Source organism: Deinococcus koreensis, assembly GCF_002901445.1.
Classification (GTDB): domain Bacteria; phylum Deinococcota; class Deinococci; order Deinococcales; family Deinococcaceae; genus Deinococcus; species Deinococcus koreensis.
In genome coordinates this window covers 753,343-775,799 of the sequence record NZ_PPPD01000001.1, presented here as the reverse complement: position 1 = coordinate 775,799, position 22,457 = coordinate 753,343, and the positions used below count along the sequence as shown (strand labels likewise).

Annotated in this window: 15 protein-coding genes; 9 read left to right on the top strand and 6 right to left on the bottom strand. The window is 71.0% G+C overall.

Going from position 1 to position 22,457, the window contains the following annotated elements; all coding sequences use genetic code 11:
* The first annotated feature begins 71 nt into the window (after nt 1-71).
* Both CVO96_RS03585 and CVO96_RS03580 read left to right on the top strand, forming a co-directional pair.
* Nucleotides 72-806: a sporulation protein gene (locus tag CVO96_RS03585; RefSeq protein ID WP_103310426.1), complete on the top strand. Its 735-nt coding sequence runs from the start codon at nt 72-74 to the stop codon at nt 804-806.
* Nucleotides 807-967: 161 nt separating this feature from the next.
* Nucleotides 968-2,158, top strand: a complete 1,191-nt coding sequence (locus CVO96_RS03580; RefSeq protein WP_103310424.1) for an amidohydrolase family protein — start codon at nt 968-970, stop codon at nt 2,156-2,158.
* A gap of 13 nt (nt 2,159-2,171) precedes the next feature.
* On the opposite strand, the gene CVO96_RS03575 is transcribed toward CVO96_RS03580, so the two are convergent.
* Complete coding sequence (locus CVO96_RS03575; protein WP_103310421.1) at nt 2,172-2,642, bottom strand: hypothetical protein; 471 nt, start codon at nt 2,640-2,642, stop codon at nt 2,172-2,174.
* Nucleotides 2,643-2,866: 224 nt separating this feature from the next.
* Between CVO96_RS03575 and secA the strand changes: the two genes are divergently transcribed.
* The 3 genes from secA (at nt 2,867) to CVO96_RS03560 (ending at nt 8,877) form a co-directional block, all read left to right on the top strand.
* The gene (secA, locus tag CVO96_RS03570) at nt 2,867-5,476 is read left to right on the top strand and encodes a preprotein translocase subunit SecA (protein WP_103310419.1); all 2,610 of its coding nucleotides are present in this window, start codon (nt 2,867-2,869) and stop codon (nt 5,474-5,476) included.
* A gap of 254 nt (nt 5,477-5,730) precedes the next feature.
* Nucleotides 5,731-7,578 (top strand): asparagine synthase-related protein, encoded by a 1,848-nt coding sequence (locus tag CVO96_RS03565; protein ID WP_103310416.1) that lies wholly within the window; start codon nt 5,731-5,733, stop codon nt 7,576-7,578.
* 144 nt (nt 7,579-7,722) lie between these two features.
* Nucleotides 7,723-8,877, top strand: a complete 1,155-nt coding sequence (locus CVO96_RS03560) for a M20 family metallopeptidase (protein WP_103310414.1) — start codon at nt 7,723-7,725, stop codon at nt 8,875-8,877.
* 52 nt (nt 8,878-8,929) lie between these two features.
* On the opposite strand, the gene mutL is transcribed toward CVO96_RS03560, so the two are convergent.
* The 4 genes from mutL to mutS all read right to left on the bottom strand — a co-directional run bounded on the left by mutL (nt 8,930) and on the right by mutS (nt 16,407).
* Nucleotides 8,930-10,597: a DNA mismatch repair endonuclease MutL gene (gene mutL / locus CVO96_RS03555; protein WP_103310411.1), complete on the bottom strand. Its 1,668-nt coding sequence runs from the start codon at nt 10,595-10,597 to the stop codon at nt 8,930-8,932.
* A 108-nt stretch (nt 10,598-10,705) separates the two neighbouring features.
* Nucleotides 10,706-12,172: a 3-keto-disaccharide hydrolase gene (locus tag CVO96_RS03550; protein WP_165795189.1), complete on the bottom strand. Its 1,467-nt coding sequence runs from the start codon at nt 12,170-12,172 to the stop codon at nt 10,706-10,708.
* A gap of 261 nt (nt 12,173-12,433) precedes the next feature.
* Nucleotides 12,434-13,801: an FAD-binding oxidoreductase gene (locus tag CVO96_RS03545; RefSeq protein WP_103310405.1), complete on the bottom strand. Its 1,368-nt coding sequence runs from the start codon at nt 13,799-13,801 to the stop codon at nt 12,434-12,436.
* Entirely contained in the window at nt 13,798-16,407 is a 2,610-nt protein-coding gene (mutS, locus tag CVO96_RS03540; protein ID WP_103310402.1) for a DNA mismatch repair protein MutS, read from the bottom strand. Before mutS ends, CVO96_RS03545 begins: the two co-directional genes overlap by 4 nt.
* A gap of 218 nt (nt 16,408-16,625) precedes the next feature.
* On the opposite strand from mutS, the gene CVO96_RS03535 reads away from it, so the two are divergent.
* Nucleotides 16,626-16,937, top strand: coding sequence for a 4a-hydroxytetrahydrobiopterin dehydratase (locus CVO96_RS03535; RefSeq protein ID WP_103310399.1), 312 nt, complete (start codon nt 16,626-16,628; stop codon nt 16,935-16,937).
* The gene (locus CVO96_RS03530; protein WP_103310396.1) at nt 16,934-17,404 is read left to right on the top strand and encodes an acyl-CoA thioesterase; all 471 of its coding nucleotides are present in this window, start codon (nt 16,934-16,936) and stop codon (nt 17,402-17,404) included. The genes CVO96_RS03535 and CVO96_RS03530 overlap by 4 nt, the downstream gene beginning before the upstream one ends.
* A 12-nt stretch (nt 17,405-17,416) precedes the next feature.
* Here CVO96_RS03530 and CVO96_RS03525 read toward each other — a convergent pair whose 3' ends face one another.
* Nucleotides 17,417-18,064: a cyclase family protein gene (locus tag CVO96_RS03525; RefSeq protein ID WP_103310393.1), complete on the bottom strand. Its 648-nt coding sequence runs from the start codon at nt 18,062-18,064 to the stop codon at nt 17,417-17,419.
* A gap of 193 nt (nt 18,065-18,257) precedes the next feature.
* On the opposite strand from CVO96_RS03525, the gene CVO96_RS03520 reads away from it, so the two are divergent.
* Nucleotides 18,258-20,651, top strand: a complete 2,394-nt coding sequence (locus tag CVO96_RS03520; protein WP_133161732.1) for an AfsR/SARP family transcriptional regulator — start codon at nt 18,258-18,260, stop codon at nt 20,649-20,651.
* Between the two features lie 64 nt (nt 20,652-20,715).
* The gene (locus CVO96_RS03515; protein ID WP_112778676.1) at nt 20,716-22,443 is read left to right on the top strand and encodes a S8 family serine peptidase; all 1,728 of its coding nucleotides are present in this window, start codon (nt 20,716-20,718) and stop codon (nt 22,441-22,443) included.
* Nucleotides 22,444-22,457: the final 14 nt, after the last annotated feature.

The following is a 22,457-nucleotide window of genomic DNA, read 5'->3' as shown; positions in this document are numbered from 1 at the left end:
CTGCACCGCCGGGAGGGGTCACGATCCGGCCGGGGGAACTCCGGACAGAGTGAGCCCGTAGACAGTGCCGTATGGGATTCCTGAAACGAATGATGGCGGCGGTCGGTGTGGGTGGCGCGCGGGTCGATGCTCGCCTGGAGAGCGCCAGCGTGCGGGTGGGCGAACAGGTCTCGGGCGTGGTGGTGATCCAGGGGGGCAGCGTGGATCAGCGCATCGAGCGCATCAACCTGGGCGTCGCCACGCGCTATAGGCACGAAGACAGCTACGTGACCCACCAGCTGTCCAAGCAGGCGGTGGTGCCGGGCTTCGAGCTCAGGGCCGGCGAGACCCGGGAGTTCCCCTTCGCCCTCCCGGTGCCGCTGAACACGCCGCTGAGCCTGCCCGGCACGCAGGTCTGGCTGGCCACCGACGCCGATATCGCGGGCGCCGCCGACCCCGGCGACCAGGACTTCCTGCAGGTGCTGCCCAGCCGCGAACAGGAGATCCTGATCGGCGCCGCCCAGCGCCTGGGCTTCCAGCTCTCGGGCAGCGAGGTCGAGTACCACCGGGGCCAGATCGTGCAGGAACTGGCCTTTCGCCCGCCCTACGGCCAGTACCGCATCGCCGAGATCGAGATGATGATGCTGCCCTCTGGCGGCGGCCTGGAGGTGATTCTGGAGGTGGACAGGCGCGCCACCGGCCTGGCGAGCATGTTCACCTCCGAGTTCGAGCAGCGGGGGCGCTGGCATCTTGCGGCCCAGACCCTGGCCGCCGGGCCGGACGTGGTGGCCCGCGAACTGGAGCAGAGGATCAGGGCACTGATGTAGGTCGGGCCAGACCCGGCGGCGGGTGTTCTGAAGCATCTGTCATAGAGACCTGTCCTTCATGACCGACCGGAGCGAGTGAAGTTGACCGGGCATTGGGAGGAATGGAAGCTCAGACGCCTTTCGTCTGAGGCTGGAATACGGACAAATGCTCTAATCCCTCCATGACCCTTCCGGCCGATCCCCACACCCCCCGCCTGCTCGTGTGCGACCTGCTGTACACCGGGCTGGGCGGGGCGCAATCACCGGGAGCGGTGGTCGTGGTGGGGGAGACCGTCGCCGCGACCGGGCATCCGGACGAGCTGCGCCGCCAGTACCCGCAGGCCACCGAGGAGCATGTGGGCGGCGTGATCGCCCCGCCGCCCGTGAACGCCCACACGCACCTGGACATGAGCGCCTACGACTTCCAGGCCCTGCCGTACTTCCGCTGGCTGCCGGAAGTCGTGGTCGCCCAGCGCGAGCTGCGGGGCGTGGCCGGCGCGCTGGCGGGCGTACAGGAGCTGGCGCGGCTTGGGGTCGGCGGCGTGGGCGATATCGTGTACTCCCCGGAGGTCATGGACGCCCTGCTGGAGAGAGGCGACCTCAGCGGCGTGCTGTATTTCGAGGTGCTGGGCGCCTTTCCCGAGCAGGCCGAGGAGCGCTTTGCCCAGGTGCGTGCCCGCATCGAGGGCTGGCGTGGGCGCCTGGGCCCGGATCGGCTGGGTTCGGATCGCCTGCGCCTGGGCCTCACCCCCCACACGCCGTTCACCGTCAGTTCCCGCCTGATGCGTCTGGTCACCGACTACGCGGCGGGTGAGGGCCTGCCCCTGCAGATCCACGTGGCCGAGCACCCCAGTGAGCTGGAACTGTTCGCCACCGGCGGCGGCCCGCTGTGGGAGCACCGCCTCCGTCCCTTCATGCCCGAGACCTTCGCCCAGGTTATCGGCCGTGAGCCGGAAGCGGGCCTGACCCCCGTGCGGTATCTCGACGAACTGGGCGTCCTCGCGCATCGGCCCACGCTGATCCACATGGTCAACGTGACCCCGGACGACATCTCACGGGTGGCGAGAGCGGGCTGCGCGGTCGTGACCTGCCCGCGCTCCAACCATCATCTGGAGTGCGGCACCTTCCCCTGGGCGGCCTTCGCGGCGGCGGGGGTGGAGGTCGCGCTGGGCACCGACTCGGTCGCCAGCGGGGAGTCGCTGGACGTGCGCGAGGACGTGGCGTTCGCCCGCACGCTGTACCCCGCCCTCGATCCCCGCGTGATCGTGCGCGCGGCGGTCAAGGGCGGCCACCGCGTGCTGGGCAGCCGCGCGCCCTTCATCCGGCGAGGCGAGGCATGGTCGGAGCGCTATGTCTGGAATCAGGTTTGGTAGGGAGGAGGTCGGCTCAGCCGGCGCTCTGGCTGATCACGGCCTCGCAGGTGCCGCGCGCCACGGTCTGCCCTCCGCGTTCGAAGGTGAGCACCCCGCGCAGCGGCGCCGAGATCACGTTCTCGATCCGGCAGGTGTAGCTCAGACCCGCCGACTCGCCCACCCAGCGGAAGCGCGCCACGCGGCGAGTGGAGTCGTAGTCGGCCACCGTGAAGCCGGCCCGGCTGACCGAGAAGGCGTCGAACTGATCGCGCGCGTTGAAGGTGGCCGAGGTGTCCTGCACGTCCACCAGATCGGGCACGCCCACCGTGGCGCTCACGCTGCGGCCGTCCACCAGCCCGCTGACCGTCCAGGTCTGGCCGACCACCAGCGGGCCGGCGCGCCGTGGGGCGGGGCCGTCGGAGTTCGAGAGCAGGGAGGCCAGGGGCGCGCAGGAACCCAGGAGCGGCAGGGTCAGGGCCAGGGGCAGCAGGGCAGGCTTGAACATGCCCGCAGCATACGGGCCTCAGATGAGGATGCCAGCGAAGATGAGGGCTCCATGGGGCCGTCTGGCCCGCTGGCGGTGCACCGACCAGGGGCCGGCCAGACAGGCTCCAGCCCCCGCTGGCCGCCCGGCCCCCCGCCCTGAGTCCCCTCCACTCAATTTGCCTACGCCCCCTGTGCTGAGGTCGTGAGGTCTGCGTCAGGTCAGGCGCGTTATACTCGCGTGTCATGTTCCGTGTCCTGAACAAATTGTTTGATAACAACCAGCGTGATGTGGCGCAGATCGTGAAGACGATTGTCCAGCCCGTCAATGCCCTGGAAGAAGAGACCATGAAGGTCGAAGATCTCGCCGCCGCGTTCATGGAGCTGCGCCGCCGTGTCCAGGAGGGAGGGGAATCCCTGGATGACGTGATCATTCCGGCCTTCGCGCTGATCCGCGAGGCCGGGCGCCGCTCGATCGGGAAACGCCATTACGACGTGCAGCTCATCGGCGGCTACGCCCTGCACAAGGGCCGCATCGCCGAGATGAGAACCGGCGAGGGCAAGACGCTGGTGGCCTCCCTGGCGCTGGCGCTCAACGCGCTGGAAGGCCGGGGCTGCCACCTCGTGACCGTGAACGATTACCTCGCGCGGGTGGGGGCCGAGGAGAACGGCCTGCTGTTCCGCACGCTGGGCCTCACCGTGGGCCTGTCGAGCCGCGAACTGCAGCCCGCGCAGAAGCAGGCCGCCTACGCCTGCGACATCACGTACGTGACCAACTCGGAACTGGGCTTCGACTACCTGCGCGACAACATGGCCCAGAGCCGTGAAGCGCTCTCGCTGCGCGCCGACTTCCCCCTGAACTTCGCCATCGTGGATGAGGTGGACTCGATCCTGATCGACGAGGCCCGCACGCCGCTGATCATCTCTGGCGCCGCCGAGAAGGCGACGGACCTGTACTACGTGTACGCCAAGCTGATCCGCCGCCTGAAAAAGGGCCTGCCCGCCGAGCCCGGAGTCCGCACCGAGCCGACCGAGGACTACACCATCGACGAGAAGAGCAAGCAGGTGCACCTGACCGAGCAGGGCATCTCCAAGATCGAGCGGCTGCTGTCCCTGAACGACCTGTACAGCCCCGAGAGCATGGAAAAGGCCCACATGATCACCCAGGCCATCCGCGCCGCCGAGCTGTACAAGCGCGAGAAGGACTACATCGTGAATGCCGAGGGCGAGGTCATCATCATCGACGAGTTCACCGGGCGCTCGATGCCGGGCCGCCGCTACGGCGAGGGCCTGCACCAGGCCATCGAGGCCAAGGAGGGCGTGAAGATCGAGAACGAGAACCAGACGCTCGCGACCATCACGTACCAGAACTTCTTCCGGCTGTACAGCAAGTTCGCCGGCATGACCGGCACCGCCAAGACCGAGGAGAAGGAATTCCTCGACATCTACGGCAGCGACGTGCTGGTGATCCCCACCAACCGCCCCGTGATCCGCAAGGACGCCGAGGATCTGGTCTACCGCTCCAAGATGGGCAAGTACCGCGCGGTGGTCGAGGAAGTGAAGACCATGAACGCCTCGGGGCGGCCCATCCTGATCGGCACCGCCTCCATCGTGACCAGCGAGCAGCTCAGCGGCCTGCTCACCGACGCCGGCATCCCGCATTCAGTGCTGAACGCCAAGTTCGAGGCCCAGGAGGCCAGCATCATCGCGCAGGCGGGCCGCAGCGGCACCGTGACCATCGCCACCAACATGGCCGGGCGCGGCACCGACATCAAGCTGGGCGGCGACAGCGAATCGATCATCGGCGAGTCCATCGAGCAGCAGCTGGGCATCAGCCGCTTCTCACCCGAGGCCGAGAACTTCATCAAGGCCATCAGCCGCGAAGACCCGGAGGCCGCGCACCTGGGCACGCTGATCCCCGGCATCACGCCCGAGTTCATCGCCCAGGCCCAGCAGCTGCACGCCGACGTGAAGGCCGACCACGAGCGCGTGAAAGAGCTGGGCGGGCTGCACATCGTCGGCACCGAGCGCCACGAGTCGCGGCGCATCGACAACCAGCTGCGCGGCCGCGCCGGGCGTCAGGGCGATCCGGGCTCCAGCCGCTTCTACGTGTCCTTCGAGGACGACCTGATGCGCCTGTTCGCCAACGACCGCGTGGTCGCCATGATGGACCGGCTCGGCATGGACGACACCCAGCCCATCGAGGCCAAGATGGTCACGGGCGCCATCGAGAAGGCGCAGGCGCGCGTGGAAGACCGCAACTTCAGCACGCGCAAGCAGCTGCTGGAGTTCGACAACGTGATGAGCAAGCAGCGCGACACGGTGTACGCCCAGCGCCGCGAGGTGCTGCTGGGGCCAGACGAGGACGTCGAGGAATCGACCGAGGGCATGATCGCGGACTTCGTGGACATGCAGCTCGCCACCTACGTGCCCATCGAGCAGAACGCCGACGCCTGGGATATCGAGGGTCTGCAGACGGCCGTGCTGGACGCCGTGCCGCAGCTCGAGGGCTTCGATTTCGAGGGTCTGCGCAGCCGCACGCCCGCCGAGGTGCAGAACGCCCTGCTGCAGGCCGTGGCCGACGCCTACGACGCCCGCAAGGACGAGCTGGGGCCGACCATGCTCAATTCCCTGGCGCGCTACGTGCTGCTGCAGGTCGTGGATCAGCACTGGAAGGAGCACCTGCACAGCATGGACGTGCTCCGGCAGGGTATCGGCCTGCGCGGCTACGGCCAGCGCGACCCGTTCACCGAATACAAGTTCGAGGCCACGAACATGTTCAACGAGATGATCGACACCCTGAAGGGCGAGGTCACCAAATTCGTGTTCCGGATGCAGTTCGGCCAGTCGGCCTGAGTCCATTCCGCGTCGGCCAGACAGGGCCGCGCTGACAACCAGACACACGAGGACGGGGCGCCCAGCTGGCCCCGTCCGCTTCATCTGCCCGCCTGTCAGAATCCCGTGAGCCGAACATGAACATTATGAATGCATGGTGGCCATCCTTGTCTTCAGGAGCAGGCTCAGCAGCGGGCCAGAGGCGCTGACGCCCGGGCGCCGGACGTCCGGCGATCGGATGTCTGGTGGCTGGGCGCCCTCTGCCGTGGCGGTTCATGTCGGCTGATTTCGCGCTGCGGCTCGACTGGGTCGGCACGGCAGCCGACCGTGGGCAGGGCTGCCCGGACGACCTGGGGCTGCCCTTCCGGGTGGGCGGCTGGGCCGTGCGCTTCACCCAGGGCCTGCGGGCACCGGAGGGGAGTGGGCCGGTCGTCTGCCGGGAGAGCGGCGTCGTGGCGATCCTGAGCGGTCACCTCTACGGCACCGCGCCCCGGCAGCTGCCGCAGCTGTACCGCCAGCACGGCGCGCAGCTCGCCGGGCAGCTGGAGGGCGCCTTCGTGCTGGTGCTGCTCGACCTGCGCTCGGGGCGCGTGCTGGCGATCACCGACCGGGTGGGCTCGCACAAGCTCTACGTGGCGCAGGAGCTGGCGCAGGGGGAAGGCCGGGTCGATCTGGCGACCCGCGTCGACTGGCCCGCCTTCCGCAGGCGCCCCCTCGACCCGGCCGGGGTGGCCGGCTACCTGGCGACCGGCAACATGTTCAACGGCCTGAGCCTCTATCAGGGCGTGCGGTCGCTCGACCGGGCCACCGTCCATGAACTCACGCCGGACGGGCTGATGCGCCAGGACTACTGGACGCTGACGCCGGAGCCCAGCGCCGGACGCGCCTCCCTGCCGGATCTGCGGGCGGAGCTGGCCGCCCTGCTGCGGCGGGCGGTCGAGCGCCGCCTGCCAGCCCCCGGCGCGCCGGCCACCATCTCGCTGAGCGGCGGCTACGACTCGCGCGGCCTGCTGAGCCTGCTCTCGGGGAGGGGCCACGGCCTGGAGACCTTCTCGTACTCGCTGGGCACGCCGGCCCGGGGGTCGGATCCCACGGTCGCCCAGCGGCTGGCCGCGCAGTACGGCGCCCGACATCAGGTGCTCACGGCCTACCGGGGCGACCTGCTGAGCACGGTGCGGCGCAATGCCCGGTGGGGCCAGGGCGTGACCCACTTCTGCGACGAGGCCGACGCCTGGGCGGAGCTGAGCGAGCACCTGGGCGGCAGGTCGCCCGGCGACATCTTCGTGGGGGAGCAGGCCTTCGAACTCAGCGCCAAGCCCCTGAACACCGTGCCCGAGCAGCTCAAGAACCATCACCTGACCGGCTTCTATCCCCTGAACTGGCTGGCCGGGCGGCTTCCGGACGGCGCCTTCGGGCATCTGGAGAACGCCTGGCAGGGCGAGCTGGAGACCATCGTGGCCCGCACGCTGCACTGGGAGAGCCCGCTGCAGCGCGAGCTGGCCCTGACCCTCGACCAGAGTCTGCCCTACGTGCTGCTGCCCTGGCGCGAGCGCTTCGCCGGTCACGCCGCGCGGGTACACACGCCCTATCTGGACACCGACGTGCTGGAATTCCTGCAGCGGGTGCCCCTGGAAGCCCTGGCCGACAAGGCGCTGTTCAAGGACGCGCTGCGCCACCTCGACTCCGAACTGCTGCGCGTGCCCATCGCGTCCAGCATGGGCTACGAGCCCGACTGGGCGGCCGAGCTGAGGGGCCAGCGGGAGGCGGTCTGGGAGGCCATGCGCGCCCAGCCCAGCCGACTGGACGACCTGATCGACCCGGACGCCGTGCGCTCGCTGCTTTCCGGCCTGAGCGCGCCCTCGCTGCGGGCCCGGCTGACCGGCGCCGCCCGCCAGCATCTGGGCCGCTTCCGGCACGGGCCGTACGGCACCCGCCTCTTCGGGCCCGCGGGCCTGCGGATTCCCTCGGTGGATGTCCCGACCTTCCTGATGCGCCTGCTGACCCTGCGGGAAGCCGAGATGCGCTCGCCCGCGCTGGCGGGGCTGGACACTTGGACGCCGGAGATGGAGCGGCCCGCCCTGAGCGCGCCCCCTGCCTCCCTGCCTCCCCACGCGGCGTCCTGACGGGGGCACGCCGGGGGCGGGTGTCGGCTAGCATGGCCGGAGCCCGCCCCACCCGCCCCCGAGGTCACCATGACGCAGACCCGTCCGACGCAGACCCCTCCGTCCGCCGCCCCGACTGAGCCCACCCCGACGGAGCCCAACCCGATGGAGTCCGGCCTCCCTGAGCAGGTCGTCGCCTGGCGCCGGCACCTGCACCGGCATCCGGAACTGTCGTTTCAGGAGCACGCGACCGCGCGGTATGTCGAGTCCGTGCTGCGCGGCTTCCCGCACCTGAACCTCAGCCGCCCGACGCCCACCAGCGTGCTGGCGGTGCTGCGGGGCACGGCGGGGCCGGGGCGCACGGTGCTGCTGCGCGCCGACATGGACGCCCTGCCCATTCAGGAGGACACCGGCCTGGACTTCGCCTCCCAGACCCCCGGCGTCATGCACGCCTGCGGCCACGACGGCCACACCGCCATGCTGCTGGGCGCCGCGCAGGTGCTCTCTCACAGCCGCGAGACCCTTCACGGCGAGGTGCGCCTCCTCTTCCAGCACGCCGAGGAGCTGTTTCCCGGCGGCGCCCAGCAGCTCGTGGACGCCGGGGTGATGGACGGCGTGGACGTGGCGGTGGGCGAACACCTGATGAGCCAGATCCCTACCGGCGTGATCGTCCTGCGCGACGGCGCGCTGCTGGCCGCCCCGGACGCCTTCACGCTGACCATCCACGGCCAGGGTGGGCACGGCGCGAACCCGCACGAGACCGTCGACCCGGTGGTGCTCGCCGCGCAGGTCATCCTGGCCTTTCAGACCGTGATCTCCCGCCAGCGCGACCCGCTGGAGCCGGCGGTGTTGAGCGTGACCACCATCCACGCCGGCACGGCCCACAACGTCATCCCGGACAGCGCCCAGCTGGGCGGCACGGTGCGGACGCTCGACCCCGCGCTCCGCGAGGCCATGCCCCGGCGCATGGAACAGATCGTGCAGGGGCTGTGCGCCGCCTACGGGGCCACCTACACCTTCGACTATGTCCAGGGCTACCGCGCCACCATCAACGACCCGGCCACCACCGCGCTCCTGCGCGAGGTGACGGCCCAGACGCTGGGAGACGCCGTGACCATCCACCCCGGCCAGCCCAACATGGGCGGAGAGGACTTCAGCGCCTACCTGAGCCGCGCGCCGGGCACCTTCATCATCGTCGGGGCGGGGGGAGACGGGCAGGCGCCGCACCACCACCCACGCTTCAACTTTGACGAGCGGGCGCTGGAGCACGGCCTGAAGCTGTACGTGGCGGCGGCGCGGCGGCTCACGCAGCCGCTGTAGGGGCGCGGCCGCCCGATTCCCGGTTCCGTCCGGGCTCAGGTCGGGGGTGCGCTCACTCCGCTTCGCTGGGCAGGGCCCGTACGGCGGCGTTCCGCTCGGCGTCCCGGCCCCGCGCCACGTCGCGCACGCCCCGGCGCCCGAAGGCGTGGGCGAGGTCGCGCTCGGGCAGCCGCAGCACCGTGGGGCGGCCGTGCGGGCAGGCCCAGGGGTGCTCGCAGTCGGCCAGCGCAGCCAGCACGCCCTCGCCCCGGTCAGCATCGAGCATTCCGGCCTTCAGGGCCGGGGCGCAGGCCAGCCGCGCCAGCACGTCGCGGCGGGGGTCGGGCGAGTCGCCCAGGGCGGCCTCCACGATGGTCTCGTGCAGCCTGGGCAGCGGCAGGGCGGCCAGGGTGGCGGGCAGACTCCGCAGGCGGGCCAGCCCGGCGCCGAAATCCTCCAGTTCCAGGCCCCAGGCCTGCAGCTCCGCCTGGCGCTCGTGCAGGCGCGCGGTCTGCTCGGCGCTCAGGTGCAGGAGTTCGGGCTCCGGCAGTTCCACCGGCGGGGCGGCCCCCAGTTCACGGCTCAGGCGTTCGTACAGGGCGCGTTCGTGCGCGGCGTGGGCGTCGACCACCCACAGGTCACCCTCGCCCTGGGCCAGCAGGTACAGGCTCTGGTACACCCCGACCAGATGCAGCACGGGAAAGGAGCCGCTTCTGGGCGTGCTGGCGGGTTCCGGCGGCAGGGTCAGCAGCGGGGCGGCGCGGGCCAGCGGGTGCTGGGCCAGGGCCGCGGCCACGGCGGCCTGCACCCGCGCGGCCACCCCGCTCAGGTCGGCCAGGGCCACCACCTGCTTGGCCGGGTGGACATTCGGGTTGTGATCCTGCGGGGCAACGGTGATGTCCAGCACGCACAGCGGCGCCGCGCTGCCGGGCAGCAATTCCGCGTAACCGGAGATCACGGCCTTTTCCAGCTCCGGGGGGGCCAGCACCGGACGCCCGTTCACGCTGAAGTGCATCCGGTCACGCCGCGAGCGCGTCAGTTCCGGGCGCGACACCACGCCGCGCACGCCCTCGGCCTCCACCCTCAGCACCCGGTTGGCGCTGACCGGGCCGTAGACGCTGGCGACCGCCCCCCGGTGGTCGGCCGGGGCGTGGGTCAACCGGGGATCGCCGTCCACGCTCAGGCGCCAGTGGCGGCCCGGATGGTGCAGCAGGTAGCGGCCCACCAGCGCCGTGATCTCGCGCACCTCGCTCGCCGGGGAGGCCTGGGTGCGGCGGCGGGCGGGCATCGTGTGGAACAGGTTACGAACCGTGACCGTGGTACCGGCGGGGGCCGTGGCGCGGCTCACGTGCACCTCCTCGCCGTGGGCCAGCACCTCGGCGGCGCCCACCTGCGCGGCGGGGCGGGTCACCAGATGCAGCTGCCCCGCCTGCGCGGCGGCCCACAGGGCCTCGCCCCGGAAGCCCAGGGTGGTCACGTGATCCACCGCCGAGACCTCCGGGGCGAGCTTGCTCGTCGCGTGGCGCACGGCCGCGAGTTCCACGCTGCCCAGGTCGATCCCCGAGCCGTTGTCGCGCACCCGCACCAGCCCCAGGCCGCCGCCCTCCACCTCGATCTCGATACGGGAGGCGCCGGCATCCAGCGCGTTGTCCACCAGTTCACGCACCACGTCCAGCGGCCGCGACACCACCTCGCCCGCGGCGATCAGCCGGGCCACGTGGGGCGGAAGCACCTGGATCATGGACGCAGCCTAGCGCACGCCCAGGCGCGCAAATGCGGGGCTTTTCCAGTTGCGGGCGGCCACTCCGGCAGGCCCGGATTCCTGCCCCCACGCTCCGGCGAGTCCCGCCTAACGCGGCAGCAGCCAGATGTTGCGGAACTGTACCCGGTTGCCGTGATCCTGCAGCACCAGCGGCCCCGGCGTGTCGGCCTCGGGCTCGCCCAGGAAGGTGCTGGCGCTCAGGGGCACGTCGTCCTGCACCTTCTCGCCGTTGAGCCAGACCGTCATGCGGGCGTCGTCGGTCTTCCGGCCGCCCTGCCAGCGGGCGGCGCGGAACTCGACGTCGTAGGTCTGCCAGGTGCCGGCGGGAAGGGCGGCGTTGCTGCTGGCGTCGCGCTGGCCGTAGATGGCGCCCAGATCGTTCTTGCCGCTCAGCGCGCCCCCGAAGGAATCGAGCAGCTGCAGCTCGTAGCGGCCCTGCAGGTACACGCCGCTGTTGCCCCGATCCTGTTCGGGCAGGGCGCCGGGCGTGACCGGCAGCTGGAATTCCAGATGCAGCCGCAGATCGCCGTAGGCCTCGCGGGTGCGGATGTCGTTGCTCACGGCCTTCCCGCCGACCTGAAGACTGGCCGGGCGCACCGTCATGGCGCCGTCCTGCACCGGCCAGTCGGCGGGGGCGCCCGTGCGGCCCTGCCACGCGGCCGCGCTGGCGCCGGGGCCGCTGCCCAGCAGCACCGTCGCCCCGGCGGGGGGTGGGGTGTAGGCCAGGGGCCTCAGCTCAATGGCGCGGTAATACACCTCGGCCCCCTCGGCCTGCAGCAGGATGCGCCCGCCGGTCAGCGGCGAGCCGTCGGCGCCGCGCAGCCGGGAAGCGCGGGCCGCCACCTGACCGCCCACGATCTGCACGACCTGATCTCCGGAGACGACCAGCTCCAGCGCGTTCCAGCCCTGCGCCTGCTCCGGGGGGGTGCCGCTGCGGATCAGGCGCTTGTAGCTGTCGTCACCGAACGCCGTGGTGTGCGCCCGGCCCAGGGGGTCGTACTGCAGCTCGGCGGCATTGGCGTCCTGCACGGTGCTGCTGAAGTTGGTGCCGTCCAGCGTCCAGAGGTCGCCCGTGCTGCCCTCCATGATCTGGAACTCCAGCCCCTGGGGCCAGATCTGATCGGGGCCGCTGACGTGGTAGAGCAGCCCAGCGTCGCGGGGCTCCGTCGCGCGCGGGGCGAACTTCTTGCCGCCCCAGCGGTACTCCAGCCGCAGCCGGTAATCCTTGTGGAGCTGGTCGGTCGCCAGATAGCCGAATTCCTGCTCGGCGCCGGACGGCGGCAGATCCAGGACGTGCAGCGCCCCGTCCTCGACCTTGAACACGCCCCTGGGATCGCCGCCCCTGCCGCTCGATGGGAACCAGGCCGACCAGCCGCGGAGATCGGTGCCGTTGAAGAGTTTCTCCCAGTTGGTCTGCGGCGAGGCCTGAACGGGCGGCTCCGGGGTCGGCGGGGCCGTACCGGCGGGCGCCTGATCGCAGGCACACAGCAGGGCGCCCAGCAGCAGCGCCAGACCCGGGCGGCGCCGGGAAAGGGGCGGGGGGAGCGGGGTCATAGGATCGTCACCAGGGGGTCGGGCATCAGGGGGGTCGGGCATCGGGGGGCCTCCTGCGTCACGCCGCGCACTCGGGGTGGGCGTCACACTCTGACCACTGTCCGGCGCCTCCCTCCCGTCCTCGTGAGGGGAGGGTCAATCGGGCCGGGCGCTCTTTTCATCCGCCGTGGCTCACCTGTCCCGGCAGAGCTGTGCGGCCGGTCATTTCTCTGCTCGACCGGCGGCGGCTGGCTTCTGGGGGCTGGACGAGCGAACCCGTGCTCAGGGCAGGATCTTGCCCGGGTTGAGCAGCCCGCTTGGGTCGAGCAGCGCTTTGATGGCGCGCATGAGCGCCAGGGTGTCCCCGTGTTCGCGGGCCAGGTGCGCCCGCTTGTGCAGGCCGATGCCGTGCTCGCCGGAGCAGGTGCCGCCCAGCGCCAGGGCCTCTCCGATCATGCGGTCGTAGACGCCGTGGATGCGCGCCCAGGTGGCCCCGTCGTCCGGCGGGGCGTGGAACAGCACGTGGAAATTGCCGTCGCCCACGTGGCCCACGAAACTGGCGTGCAGGCCCTCCTGACCGGCCAGCGCCCGCGAGAAGCCGATGATGCCGGGCAGATGCTGCAGCGGCACGCAGATGTCCGTGCTCAGGCGGTCGTGCCCCGGGTACAGGGCGCCCAGCGCGTAGTAGGCGTGGTGCCGGGCCTCCCACAGGGCGGCGCGGTCGGCGGCCGAGCGGGCGACCTCCAGCCCCCCCCCGCCAGAGTCCGCCATGATCTCGGAGCACAGGCCCAGCGCTTCTCCCAGCCCCACTGCGCTGGACGAGGCGAGTTCGATCCAGAGCGTCGGCGCCTCCGGATACGCGGCGCCCTCATGGCGGTTCACGGCGCGCATCAGCTCGGCGTCCATCAGCTCCAGGCGCTCCGGGCTCAGCGCAGCGCCCATCACCTGCACGGCGCAGGTCGCCGCCGCCTCCACGCCCGGAAAATGCCCCCGCAGCACGGCCACGTGCCCCGGCAGCGGCCAGAGCTTCACGGTCAGTTCCGTGATCACGCCCAGCGTGCCCTCGGCGCCGATGAACAGGTGCTTCAGGTCGTAGCCGGCGCTGGTCTTGCGGGCCTTGCTGCCCACGCGGATCACCGAGCCGTCCATGAGGGCCACGCGCAGTTCCAGTACGTTGTCGCGGGTGGTGCCGTAGCGCACGGCGCCGGTGCCCGAGGCGTTGGTGGAGGCCATGCCGCCTAAGGAGGCCTCGGCGCCCGGATCGACCGGGAAGAACAGCCCGTGGGGCCGGGAGCGGCGGTTGAGTTCCGGATAGGTCACGCCGGGCTGCACGGTGGCCTGGAAGCCGCCCGGCTCGAGGGCGAGCACGGCGTTCATGGAGCTCACGTCCAGCGAGAGCCCGCCCTGCACCGGGATGACCTGCCCCTCCAGCGAGCTGCCCACCGCGAAAGGCGTGACCGGGAAGCCGTGCGCGGAGGCGAGGCCCAGCGCGTCCACCACGTCGGTCTCGCTCCGGGCGAAGAGCACCGCGTGCGGCGGGTGAACCGTGGGGTGGCTCTCGTCGCGTCCGTGGGCCTGCAGGATGGCCGGCGCGGTGGAGAGCTGCTCGGCGAAGCGGGCCTGCAGCGCGGCCAGCGCCTCCGGCTTCACGAGGCTTCTTCCGGCTGAACCGGCTCGGACTGAACCGTCCAGCCCTCGGCCCTCGGCCCCCCGCCCTCGGCCGCCTCCCGTTGCCAGCGGTGCAGCACCTCCAGCGCCCCCATGGGCGTGAGGCGCGAGAGATCCAGGGCCGCCAGCTCGCGCACCAGGGTGCGGTCGTCGCCGCCGGTGTTCAGGGCGGTGAGCAGCCGCGCCGCGCGGGCGGTCACGGGGGCGGGCAGGCCGGCCAGCCGGGCGACCTCCACGCCGTAGCTCTGGCGGGCGGCGCCGGGCACGACCTGATGGTAGAAGGTCAGGCCGCCCACGCCGCCGTTCAGCGCGGCGTCCTCCTCGGCGGCCACGTGCAGGTTGATCAGCCCCGGATGCTCGGCCTCCAGCCGCGTGAGTTCGAAGTAGTGCGTGGCGAACAGCGTATGGGCCCGCGTGACATGCAGGTGCTCCAGCGCCGCCTGCGCGATGGCGAGGCCGTCCAGCGTGGAGGTGCCGCGCCCGACCTCGTCCAGGATCACCAGGCTGCGGTGGGTCGCGCCGTGCAGGATGGCCGCCAGCTCGCTCATCTCGACCATGAAGGTGGAGCGGCCGCCCGCCAGGTCGTCGCTGGCGCCGATGCGGGTGTGGATGGCGTCGTACACCGGCAGCTCGGCCTGGTCGGCGGGGACGAAGGAGCCGATCTGGTGCAGCAGCGCGCAGATCGCCACGGTGCGGAGGTAGGTGCTCTTGCCCGCCATGTTCGGCCCGGTGAGCAGCAGCACGAAGCGGCCGCCGTCCAGCCGGGCGTCGTTGGGCACGAATTTGCCGCCCGTCGCCTGCTCGACCACCGGATGCCGCGCCTGGGTCAGCGTCAATTCGGCGTCCGGGGTGGTCTGGGGGCGCACCCACGAGCAGTCCACGGCGATCTCCGCCAGCGCCGAGAGCACGTCCAGTTCCGACAGGGCGCCCGCCGCCTCGGACAGCGCCTCGGCGTGGGCGGCGAGCGAGTCGCGCAGCTCGGTGAAGGCCTCGACCTCCAGCCGCCCGGCGGCCGTGTCCAGGCGGGCGATCTCGCGCTCGCGTTCGCGCAGATCCGGGCGGGTGAAGCGCGCGCGGTCTTTCAGGGTGGCGACCTGCCGGTAGTCGGCGGGCACCTTACCCAGGTGCGGCCCGGTGACCTCCAGAAAGTAGCCGAAGACGGTGGTGTAGCCGACCTTGAGGTTGCCGATGCCGGTGCGCGCCCGCTCGCTGCTCTCCAGTTCGGCCAGCCAGGCCCGGTGCCCCAGCGCCTCGGCGCGCAGTTCGTCCAGGCCCGCGTGGAAGCCGTCCCGGATCAGGCCGCCGTCGCCCAGCCGCAGGGGCGGGTCGTCGACCAGCGCGGCGCGGATGCGGGTGACCACGTCCGGCAGCCCCCCGAGCCGCGCGCAGAGGGTGCCCAGCAGGCCGCCCTGGCCGTCCAACAGCCGGGTGGCCTCGGGCAGCAGTTCCAGGGTGCGGGCCAGCGCGGCGACCTCGCGGGGGCCGGAGCGGCGCGTGGCGACCCGCGCGGCGAGGCGTTCGAGGTCGTGCGCGCGGTACAGCAGCGACCGCACCCCCCCGCGCAGGTCGGCGGCGCGGGTCAGGGCCTCCACCCCGTCCAGCCGGGCGCGGATGCTCAGTTCGTCCAGCAGGGGAGAGCGCAGCCAGGCGCGCAGCCGCCGGCGCCCGCCGGCCGTGCGGGTCTGGCACAGCACGTCCATCAGGGTCACGCCCTGCGGCGACTGCGGCGTGAAGACCTCCAGCGCCCGCACCGCCGACTCGGGCAGCCGCATGTGCGCGCCGGGCTCGAAGCGCACCACCCGGCGCACCATCTCCAGTTGCCCCTGCTGGGTCACGCGGGCGTAGCCCAGCACCGCTCCGCAGGCCCGCCGCAGCGCCGATGAGCCCAGCGTGCCCGGCACCTCGCCCAGCGCGGCGACCAGCTCGGCGCAGCAGCCCTCCTCCCCGAAGTTGGCCGGCGAGAGCATGACCGGGAAGCGGCCCTGGAAGTCCGCGAGCAGCGCCGCGTTGCCGGCGAGTTCCGGCGAGAGCAGCACCTCGCGCGCCCGCCAGCGCGAGAGTTCGTCGTAGAGCGCCGCGCGGGTGTGGAAGGCGGCGCAGCGGAACTCGCCCGTGCTGACGTCCAGCAGGGCCAGCGCGTAGCCGTCCCCGGTGGCGACCGCCGCGAGGTAGTTCTCGTCCACGCTCAGGTGGCGCTCCTCGGTGACCGTGCCGGGCGTCAGCAGCTGCGTGACCTTGCGCTCCACCAGCCCGCTGCCCGGCTCCTCGATCTGGTCGGCCACCGCCACGCACAGGCCCGCCGCCAGCAGCCGCTCCACGTGCGAGTCCAGCGCCCGCAGCGGAATCCCCGACATCGGGGTGCTGAAATCCCTGGAACTCTTGTGGGTCAGCACCAGCCCCAGCAGCCGCGAGGCGCGCTCGGCGTCCTCGCCGAAGGTCTCGTAGAAGTCACCGACCTGGAAGAGCAGGATGGCGTGGGGGAGCTGCGCCGCGACCTCGTCGCGCATCCGGACGTACTGCTCCAGCATGGGCGGCAGGGCGCCGCTGCCGGTACCTTTGAGAACACTTTGCGCTGGCTGGGCCCGCATAGGGGGCAGGATAGCGCAGAGCGTTATGTGCAGAGCGGAATGGGTGTCGGGTGACGCCCTGCGGGCGCCCGCCTCCGCACCCAGGGAGGTCGAAGTTAAGCTTTCGATTAACCGGGCGGAGCGGGTACCGTGAAAAGGACGTCGCAGCGGGAATGGAGAGATTCCGGCGTCCTCCCGGACGCTCGTCATGTCAGCGGCGACGTCCTTAGCATGGGGCCATGACCTACGACCCCCGCATGGGCTACGACCCGGATCGCAAACTCTCCGACGGCGACGTGCAGGCCCGCAAGCCCGCCGGCTGGTGGGGCGACGACGGCCGTCTGTGGCGTGAAGTCACCTTCGACAGCTACCAGGCGGGCGTGGATTTCGCCGTGCGGGTCGCCGCGCTGGCCGAGGAACAGAACCACCACCCGGACATCTTCATTTTTTACAGGCGCGTCCGGCTCAACTACTTCACGCACGACGCCGGGGGCGTGACCGAGCGGGACATCCAGGGGGCCGGGGCGGTCAACGGCCTGCTGGGCGAATGAGCCTGGAGTTGCCCGGGGCGCACGCCGACTGGGAAGCGCTTCCGGAGGCGCGCCGCCACGAACTGGGGCTGACCGTGCAGGACAGCGACCTCGATGAGATGAACCACGTCAACAACGTGGTGTATCTGGCGTGGTGCGAGCAGGTCGCCCGCGCGCACGCCTCCCGCCTGGGCCTGGACACCCCCGCCCTGAGCGCGCTGGGCGCCGTGCCGGTGGCCCGCGAGCACCGCATCACCTACCACCTGCCCGCCGTGCTGGGCGACCGCCTGCGCGTCCGCACCCTGCTCACCGAGAGTGCGGGCGTGCGGAGCGTCCGCGTGTACACCATTGACCGCGTGAACGCCGCCGATCCCCCGGCCGGCGTGCGGCTGACCGAGTGCCGCACCGACTGGGTCTGGGTCGATCCGGTGTCGGGGCGCCCCAGGCGCACGCCGGCGGCGGTGCTGGAGCGCTTCGGCTTCTCCTAGAGGGCGCTCGTCCTAGAGGGTGCCCGCCGGCAGCAGGATCGCCCGCGCCGGGGCGCCGTCCGCGCCGGAGAGCGGCAGGGGCAGGCAGACCAGGCCATAGTCCCCGCCGGGCACGGCACTCAGGTTCAGGCCCTCCAGGATCAGCACGCCCGTGTCCCGGCAGGCCCCGTGGGCGTCCAGCGCCTTGCTCTCCAGCGGATCGACGCTGGGGCTGTCCGTGCCGATCAGGCGCACGCCACGGGCGGCGGCGGCGTGGATCAGCGCCGGAGCCAGGGCCACGAAGTCGCGCGGAAACTGCGCCCAGTGCGCGGGCTGGCCGGTGTGCAGCAGCAGTCGGGCGGGGAGCTGCTGCGGCAGGCCCTCCAGCACGCTTCCGGGAATCAGGCCGTCCTCGGCCCGCCCCCGCACGTCCAGCACGCGGCACGGCCCCACCCACACGTCCAGCGGTATGGCCTCCAGCCGCGCGCCCGCGTCGTCGTAGTGCCAGGGGGCGTCCACGTGGGTGCCGGTGTGCGTGGAGGTGCTCAGGATGCCCGTGTTCACGGAGTCCCCGCCCGCGATCCGCAGCCCCGGCTGCACCACCAGGGGCGCGTCGCCCGGCCAGTTGGGGTGGCCGGGGGTCAGGGCGCGGGAGACGTCGTGCGGGAAGCTCAGGCTCATGCGCCCATGATTCCACCTCCCGCCCACCTCCTGCACTGAGCGGCAGCGGGGCACCGGCACCCGTGGCCCGGCGGCCCACACGGCACTTCTCCCTCCCAGTTCAGCAAACCCCGCACGCCAGCGCCGTTCTGCACCGGGTTCATACGTGATCCGGCATATTGCGCCGAACCGTGGGGGCGCCCACAATGCCCTCATGAATCTGCGGACTCTGGGGGGTCTGTCCGTGGAGGGCGTGACCTTCAGGCGGGAGAAGGTGTTGCTGCTCCTGGCCTATCTGTGTGTCGAGGGGCCCCAGGTGCGCCGGCGCCTGGCCGAGCTGTTCTGGCCCGAGGCCGCCAACCCCATGAATTCCCTGGCGCAGCATCTCGTTCATCTGCGTGGGCTGGGAGACGTGCTGCGCGAGGACGGCAGCCGGGTTGAGTCCCGCATTCGCTGCGACGTCTGTGCGCTGCGCGAGGCCGCCCGCCAGGGCCGCGCCGCCGACGCCGTGCGGGAGTACGGCGGCCCCTTTCTGGACGCCCTGACCATTCCCCTGGGAGCCGACCTGGAGGAATGGGTCTACGACACCCGCGAGGCCGTGGCCCGCGAGGTTCGGGGTGCCCTGACCGCGCTGGCCTCCAACGCCGCCGCCCACGGTCAGGGGGCCGAGGCCGGCGAGCTGGCCGCCCGCGCCCTGACCCTGCCCGGCGCCCCGCCCGCCGACGAGCTGGAACTGCCCAAACTGCACCACCTCCTGAGCCTGACCGGCCACCCGCTCGCCGCCCAGGTGGAGCGCGAGGCCCGCGACCTGGGCCTGCACCTGGACGCCGCCCCCGCGCCGCCCCCCGCTCCCTTCGTGGGCCGGGAGGCCCATCTGGAGACCCTGGCCCACCTGCCGCCCGGTCAGGTCGCCTGGATCAGCGGGCACGCCGGCATGGGCAAGACGGCGCTGCTCGAAGCCCTGTCGCGCACGGGCGGCTGGACGGTGCTGCACGCGCGCTCGGGGCTGCCCTACGGCACCCTGGAACCCTTGACGCGCACCCCGCCCACGGGCGCCGGCGCCGCCCTGGCCGCCCTGCGCGACCCCCGGCTGCGCGTGGCCTTCGACGCCTGGGACACCATCGACGAGGCCACCCAGGCGGTGATCGCGCTGGCCGCCCGCCAGCGTCCCGGCGCCGCCATCGTGGTCACCGCGCGCCTGCACCCGCCCTTCGACGTCGACACGCATCTGCATCTGGACGTACTGGATCCGCACGACCTGCGGGGGCATCCGGGCCTGTTCGAGCGAACCGAGGGCCACCCCACCCTGGTCGCCGCCGCCCTGCGCGGTCAGCCCCTGGACGTGCGCCAGGGCGCCCGCGTGCGCGCCCTGCCCGGCCCCATCCGCGACACCTACCTGATGCTGGCCCTGCAGGATCACCCGGATCTGCGCGCCACCCGCAAGGCCGCCGGCCTGAGCGCCGACGAGTTCGCGCTGGCCCTCTCGCACCTGACCCAGGAGGGCCTGACGGCCGAGGGCGGTCACGTCTACGCCGCCGCCGCCGCCCGCGAGCAGCTGGCCCAGGTGCCGGTGCACGCCAAGCTGCTGCACCTGAAACTGGCCCGCGCCCTGCCCGAGAGCGCCGCCTGGCCCGACTACGACGCCGCCCGTGACCTCTGGGAAGACGCCGACGAGGAACGCGCCGCGAGAGCCGCCAGCCTGCGCGCCGCCGCCCTGCTCAGGCGCGGGTACCCGGGGCAGGCCGCCGCGCTGCTGGACGCCTTCGCTGAGCGCCCCGAACTGGCCGTGCAGCACGCCTGGGCCCTGCTGGGGGTTGGGCGCTACAGCGAGGCTTTAAGACGACTGGAAACCCTGACCCCGCACGAGCAGCAGATGGTGGGGGCGCTGGTGGCCCGAGCGACGGCACTGGTGCGGATGGGCCGGAATGAGGATGCGGCTGAACTGGCTGGCAGGGTATCGGGCAGCGGAGCCGAGGCCGCTCGTGCAGCTAGCGTTCTGGCCCACGCCGCGCGCAACCGGCAGCAATGGGAGGAAGCGCGGCGGTTCAGCCAGATAGCCGCCGATCTCTGGCAGATAGAGGGCGAAGACGAGCAGCGCGTCTCTGAGCTTGGGCTTGTGGCCTGGGCACGGTCACACCTGGGCACGGCACCTGACGAGGCCTTCCGGGAAGTGCTGCCCCAGGCGGAGCGGTTTCTGAATGTTCGGGGGGCCATCCTGCTCAATTACGCCATGAGGCTTGAGCAAACAGGTGATACGCATGGTGCAGCCCTACTTCTTGATGGGGCGATTCAAGATTTAGAGCGAGCGGGCGATCTGCCGGGTCATGCCCAGGCATTGGTCAACCGGGGGGTGCTTCTTCACCTTGAAGGCCAATTGGCCCAGGCTGCGGCCCTCTATCGTCAGGCCATCACGCGCCTTCGCGGTACAGGGAGCGTCCGTACTTTGGGATTAGCACTAAGCAACCTCAGCGAAATCGAAGGCGATCTAAGTACTTTTGAGGACGTGTTGAACATGCTGGAACGGGCTGGGCAGGGAGAACTGGCACTCCAAATTAGGCGCAACGCCAGCATGACCTCCAAACCCACCAGCGCTGCGATGCATTCCTGATCCTTCCCCTCTGGTCATGCCCTGATCATGGGTCTTCAGTCAGTGTGCCTACAGGAGGTCAAGGATGAAGCGACGGGGAGTGCCTAGATCAGAGGTGGAATTGAGCTGGTGGCGTCTGCTGATTTCAGGGTTGGCGTGGGTTGCGATTTTGCTGTTCAACGTCTTTGCGGGTACCGTTCACGCTCAGCCTATGCGGGCCGCGATAGACAGCACTTTTGTTTTCCCGCCTGTGGCCGCTCCCGCCGAACGGGCCTGGATCATCAGCAAGGCCCCCTTGAAAGATGGGACGGTGGTCTGGGTGGGGGGGCACCCGGCCCGCCTTACGCGCACTGACCCGCCCGGCTGGTATGCCTTCGAGGTACCGAAAGGGGTGCCAGGGGGTTCGCAGAGTGTCAGTCTCGTCGGCCCAGCTTCCCCCGGCACCCTGCGCCTGACGGTCGTTCCCGAAGACGCGCTGGGAGATGAACTGGCCGTCTATCTGCGGGCCGATCTGGGAGCCGACTTCCAGCAGCGCTACCGCGAGCGCCTGCTGGCCTTTGCAGCGGCCTGCGCCCGCCTGTGTCCGGCCGAGCTGACCGACACGATCAAGCAGCTTTCAGGAACCAAAATTGAAGGATTAGAACCGCTTGGGGGGGCTGGACAGCGGCCCGGCACCGACCTGCCTTTAGCCCGACAGCCCCTCTCCAGACCGTTGCCCTCGGTCATCCCCATCAATTCGCAGGTATTGAACGCTGCCCGCTTGAATTCGCTCCTGCGCGTTCCTGTGGTGAACGGCGCCCTGCTGACCTCTGCTCAGGGCACAGCGCTGTGCAGTCAGTTGTCTGGCCGCCTGCTGCTGGGCAGCCTGCCAACAGGGCGCTCTATCGGTCTGTTGAACCTGCTGTTCTGGGGCGAGATGGGAGTCGATCCCACGTCTGGGGGACACCCTACTCAATCCACTGGCCCCATTCCGCACAAGGGTGAGCCACCCACAGACATTCTGAAAGACACGCTGGGCTTTACCTCCGGCAATGGCAAGGGCGTCACCATTCACGTCCTGGACACGGCTGACAGCTCCGCCGACTCGTTTGTCATGGATATTGATGTCAACTACTACAACGAGGTTTATCCGGCCCGCCCCGGACACGGTTCCATCGTCGGCGCCATTGCGCAGGCCGTTGCGCCCAATGCGAAGATTGCTTACCAGGACGTCTGCCAGGGCAACACCTGCAAGACGCTGACCGTGGTCAGAGCCCTGTGCGCGGTGGCACAGGAAGCGCGGCAGGGCGGGAAGCATGTTGTGAACCTCAGCATCGGCGGTGCCTACCCGAGCCTCGGCCTCCTGTTGGCCCTGAACGAACTGGCGACCCTCGGGGTACCGACCGCTGCGTCCTTCGGCAACCGAGACGACTGCTTTGGGATGGCCTTGGGCGATCTGTGCAGCCACTACCCGGCCGACTGGACGAAGAACTTCGCCCTGGGCACCGCAACGGGCGCTCCCACCATGTTGGTCAGTGTCGCGGGTTGGGACGTGGCGAATAAGGAGTACGCGACCTACAACCGCACAGCGGTGGTGCCGTGGGCACTCAACGCCCTGCCCAGCGTGCAGGCGCCGGGTGAATTCTGGTTCAAAGTGCCCTTGGTGGCCGGCCCGACAGACACGCCATTTTTCGGCACCTCCTTCGCGGCCCCGGTCGTGTCCGGCCTGCTGGCGAGCTGGATGTCGTGCAGGCCGGGCGTCCCGTTCATGCCGCTGATCACCACGCCAGGGCAGAATCCATTGCCTGCATCCGTCCTGAACGCCTGTCCCTAACCACCACAGGGAGA

Excerpts from the sequence above, each read along its gene's own strand:
- CVO96_RS03585 (WP_103310426.1), top strand. The coding sequence starts at position 72 with ATGGGATTCCTGAAACGAATGATGGCGGCGGTCGGTGTGGGTGGCGCG.
- CVO96_RS03580 (WP_103310424.1), top strand. The coding sequence starts at position 968 with ATGACCCTTCCGGCCGATCCCCACACCCCCCGCCTGCTCGTGTGCGAC.
- CVO96_RS03575 (WP_103310421.1), bottom strand. The coding sequence starts at position 2,642 with ATGTTCAAGCCTGCCCTGCTGCCCCTGGCCCTGACCCTGCCGCTCCTG.
- secA (WP_103310419.1), top strand. The coding sequence starts at position 2,867 with ATGTTCCGTGTCCTGAACAAATTGTTTGATAACAACCAGCGTGATGTG.
- CVO96_RS03565 (WP_103310416.1), top strand. The coding sequence starts at position 5,731 with ATGTCGGCTGATTTCGCGCTGCGGCTCGACTGGGTCGGCACGGCAGCC.
- CVO96_RS03560 (WP_103310414.1), top strand. The coding sequence starts at position 7,723 with ATGGAGTCCGGCCTCCCTGAGCAGGTCGTCGCCTGGCGCCGGCACCTG.
- mutL (WP_103310411.1), bottom strand. The coding sequence starts at position 10,597 with ATGATCCAGGTGCTTCCGCCCCACGTGGCCCGGCTGATCGCCGCGGGC.
- CVO96_RS03550 (WP_165795189.1), bottom strand. The coding sequence starts at position 12,172 with ATGACCCCGCTCCCCCCGCCCCTTTCCCGGCGCCGCCCGGGTCTGGCG.
- mutS (WP_103310402.1), bottom strand. The coding sequence starts at position 16,407 with ATGCGGGCCCAGCCAGCGCAAAGTGTTCTCAAAGGTACCGGCAGCGGC.
- CVO96_RS03535 (WP_103310399.1), top strand. The coding sequence starts at position 16,626 with ATGACCTACGACCCCCGCATGGGCTACGACCCGGATCGCAAACTCTCC.
- CVO96_RS03530 (WP_103310396.1), top strand. The coding sequence starts at position 16,934 with ATGAGCCTGGAGTTGCCCGGGGCGCACGCCGACTGGGAAGCGCTTCCG.
- CVO96_RS03525 (WP_103310393.1), bottom strand. The coding sequence starts at position 18,064 with ATGAGCCTGAGCTTCCCGCACGACGTCTCCCGCGCCCTGACCCCCGGC.
- CVO96_RS03520 (WP_133161732.1), top strand. The coding sequence starts at position 18,258 with ATGAATCTGCGGACTCTGGGGGGTCTGTCCGTGGAGGGCGTGACCTTC.
- CVO96_RS03515 (WP_112778676.1), top strand. The coding sequence starts at position 20,716 with ATGAAGCGACGGGGAGTGCCTAGATCAGAGGTGGAATTGAGCTGGTGG.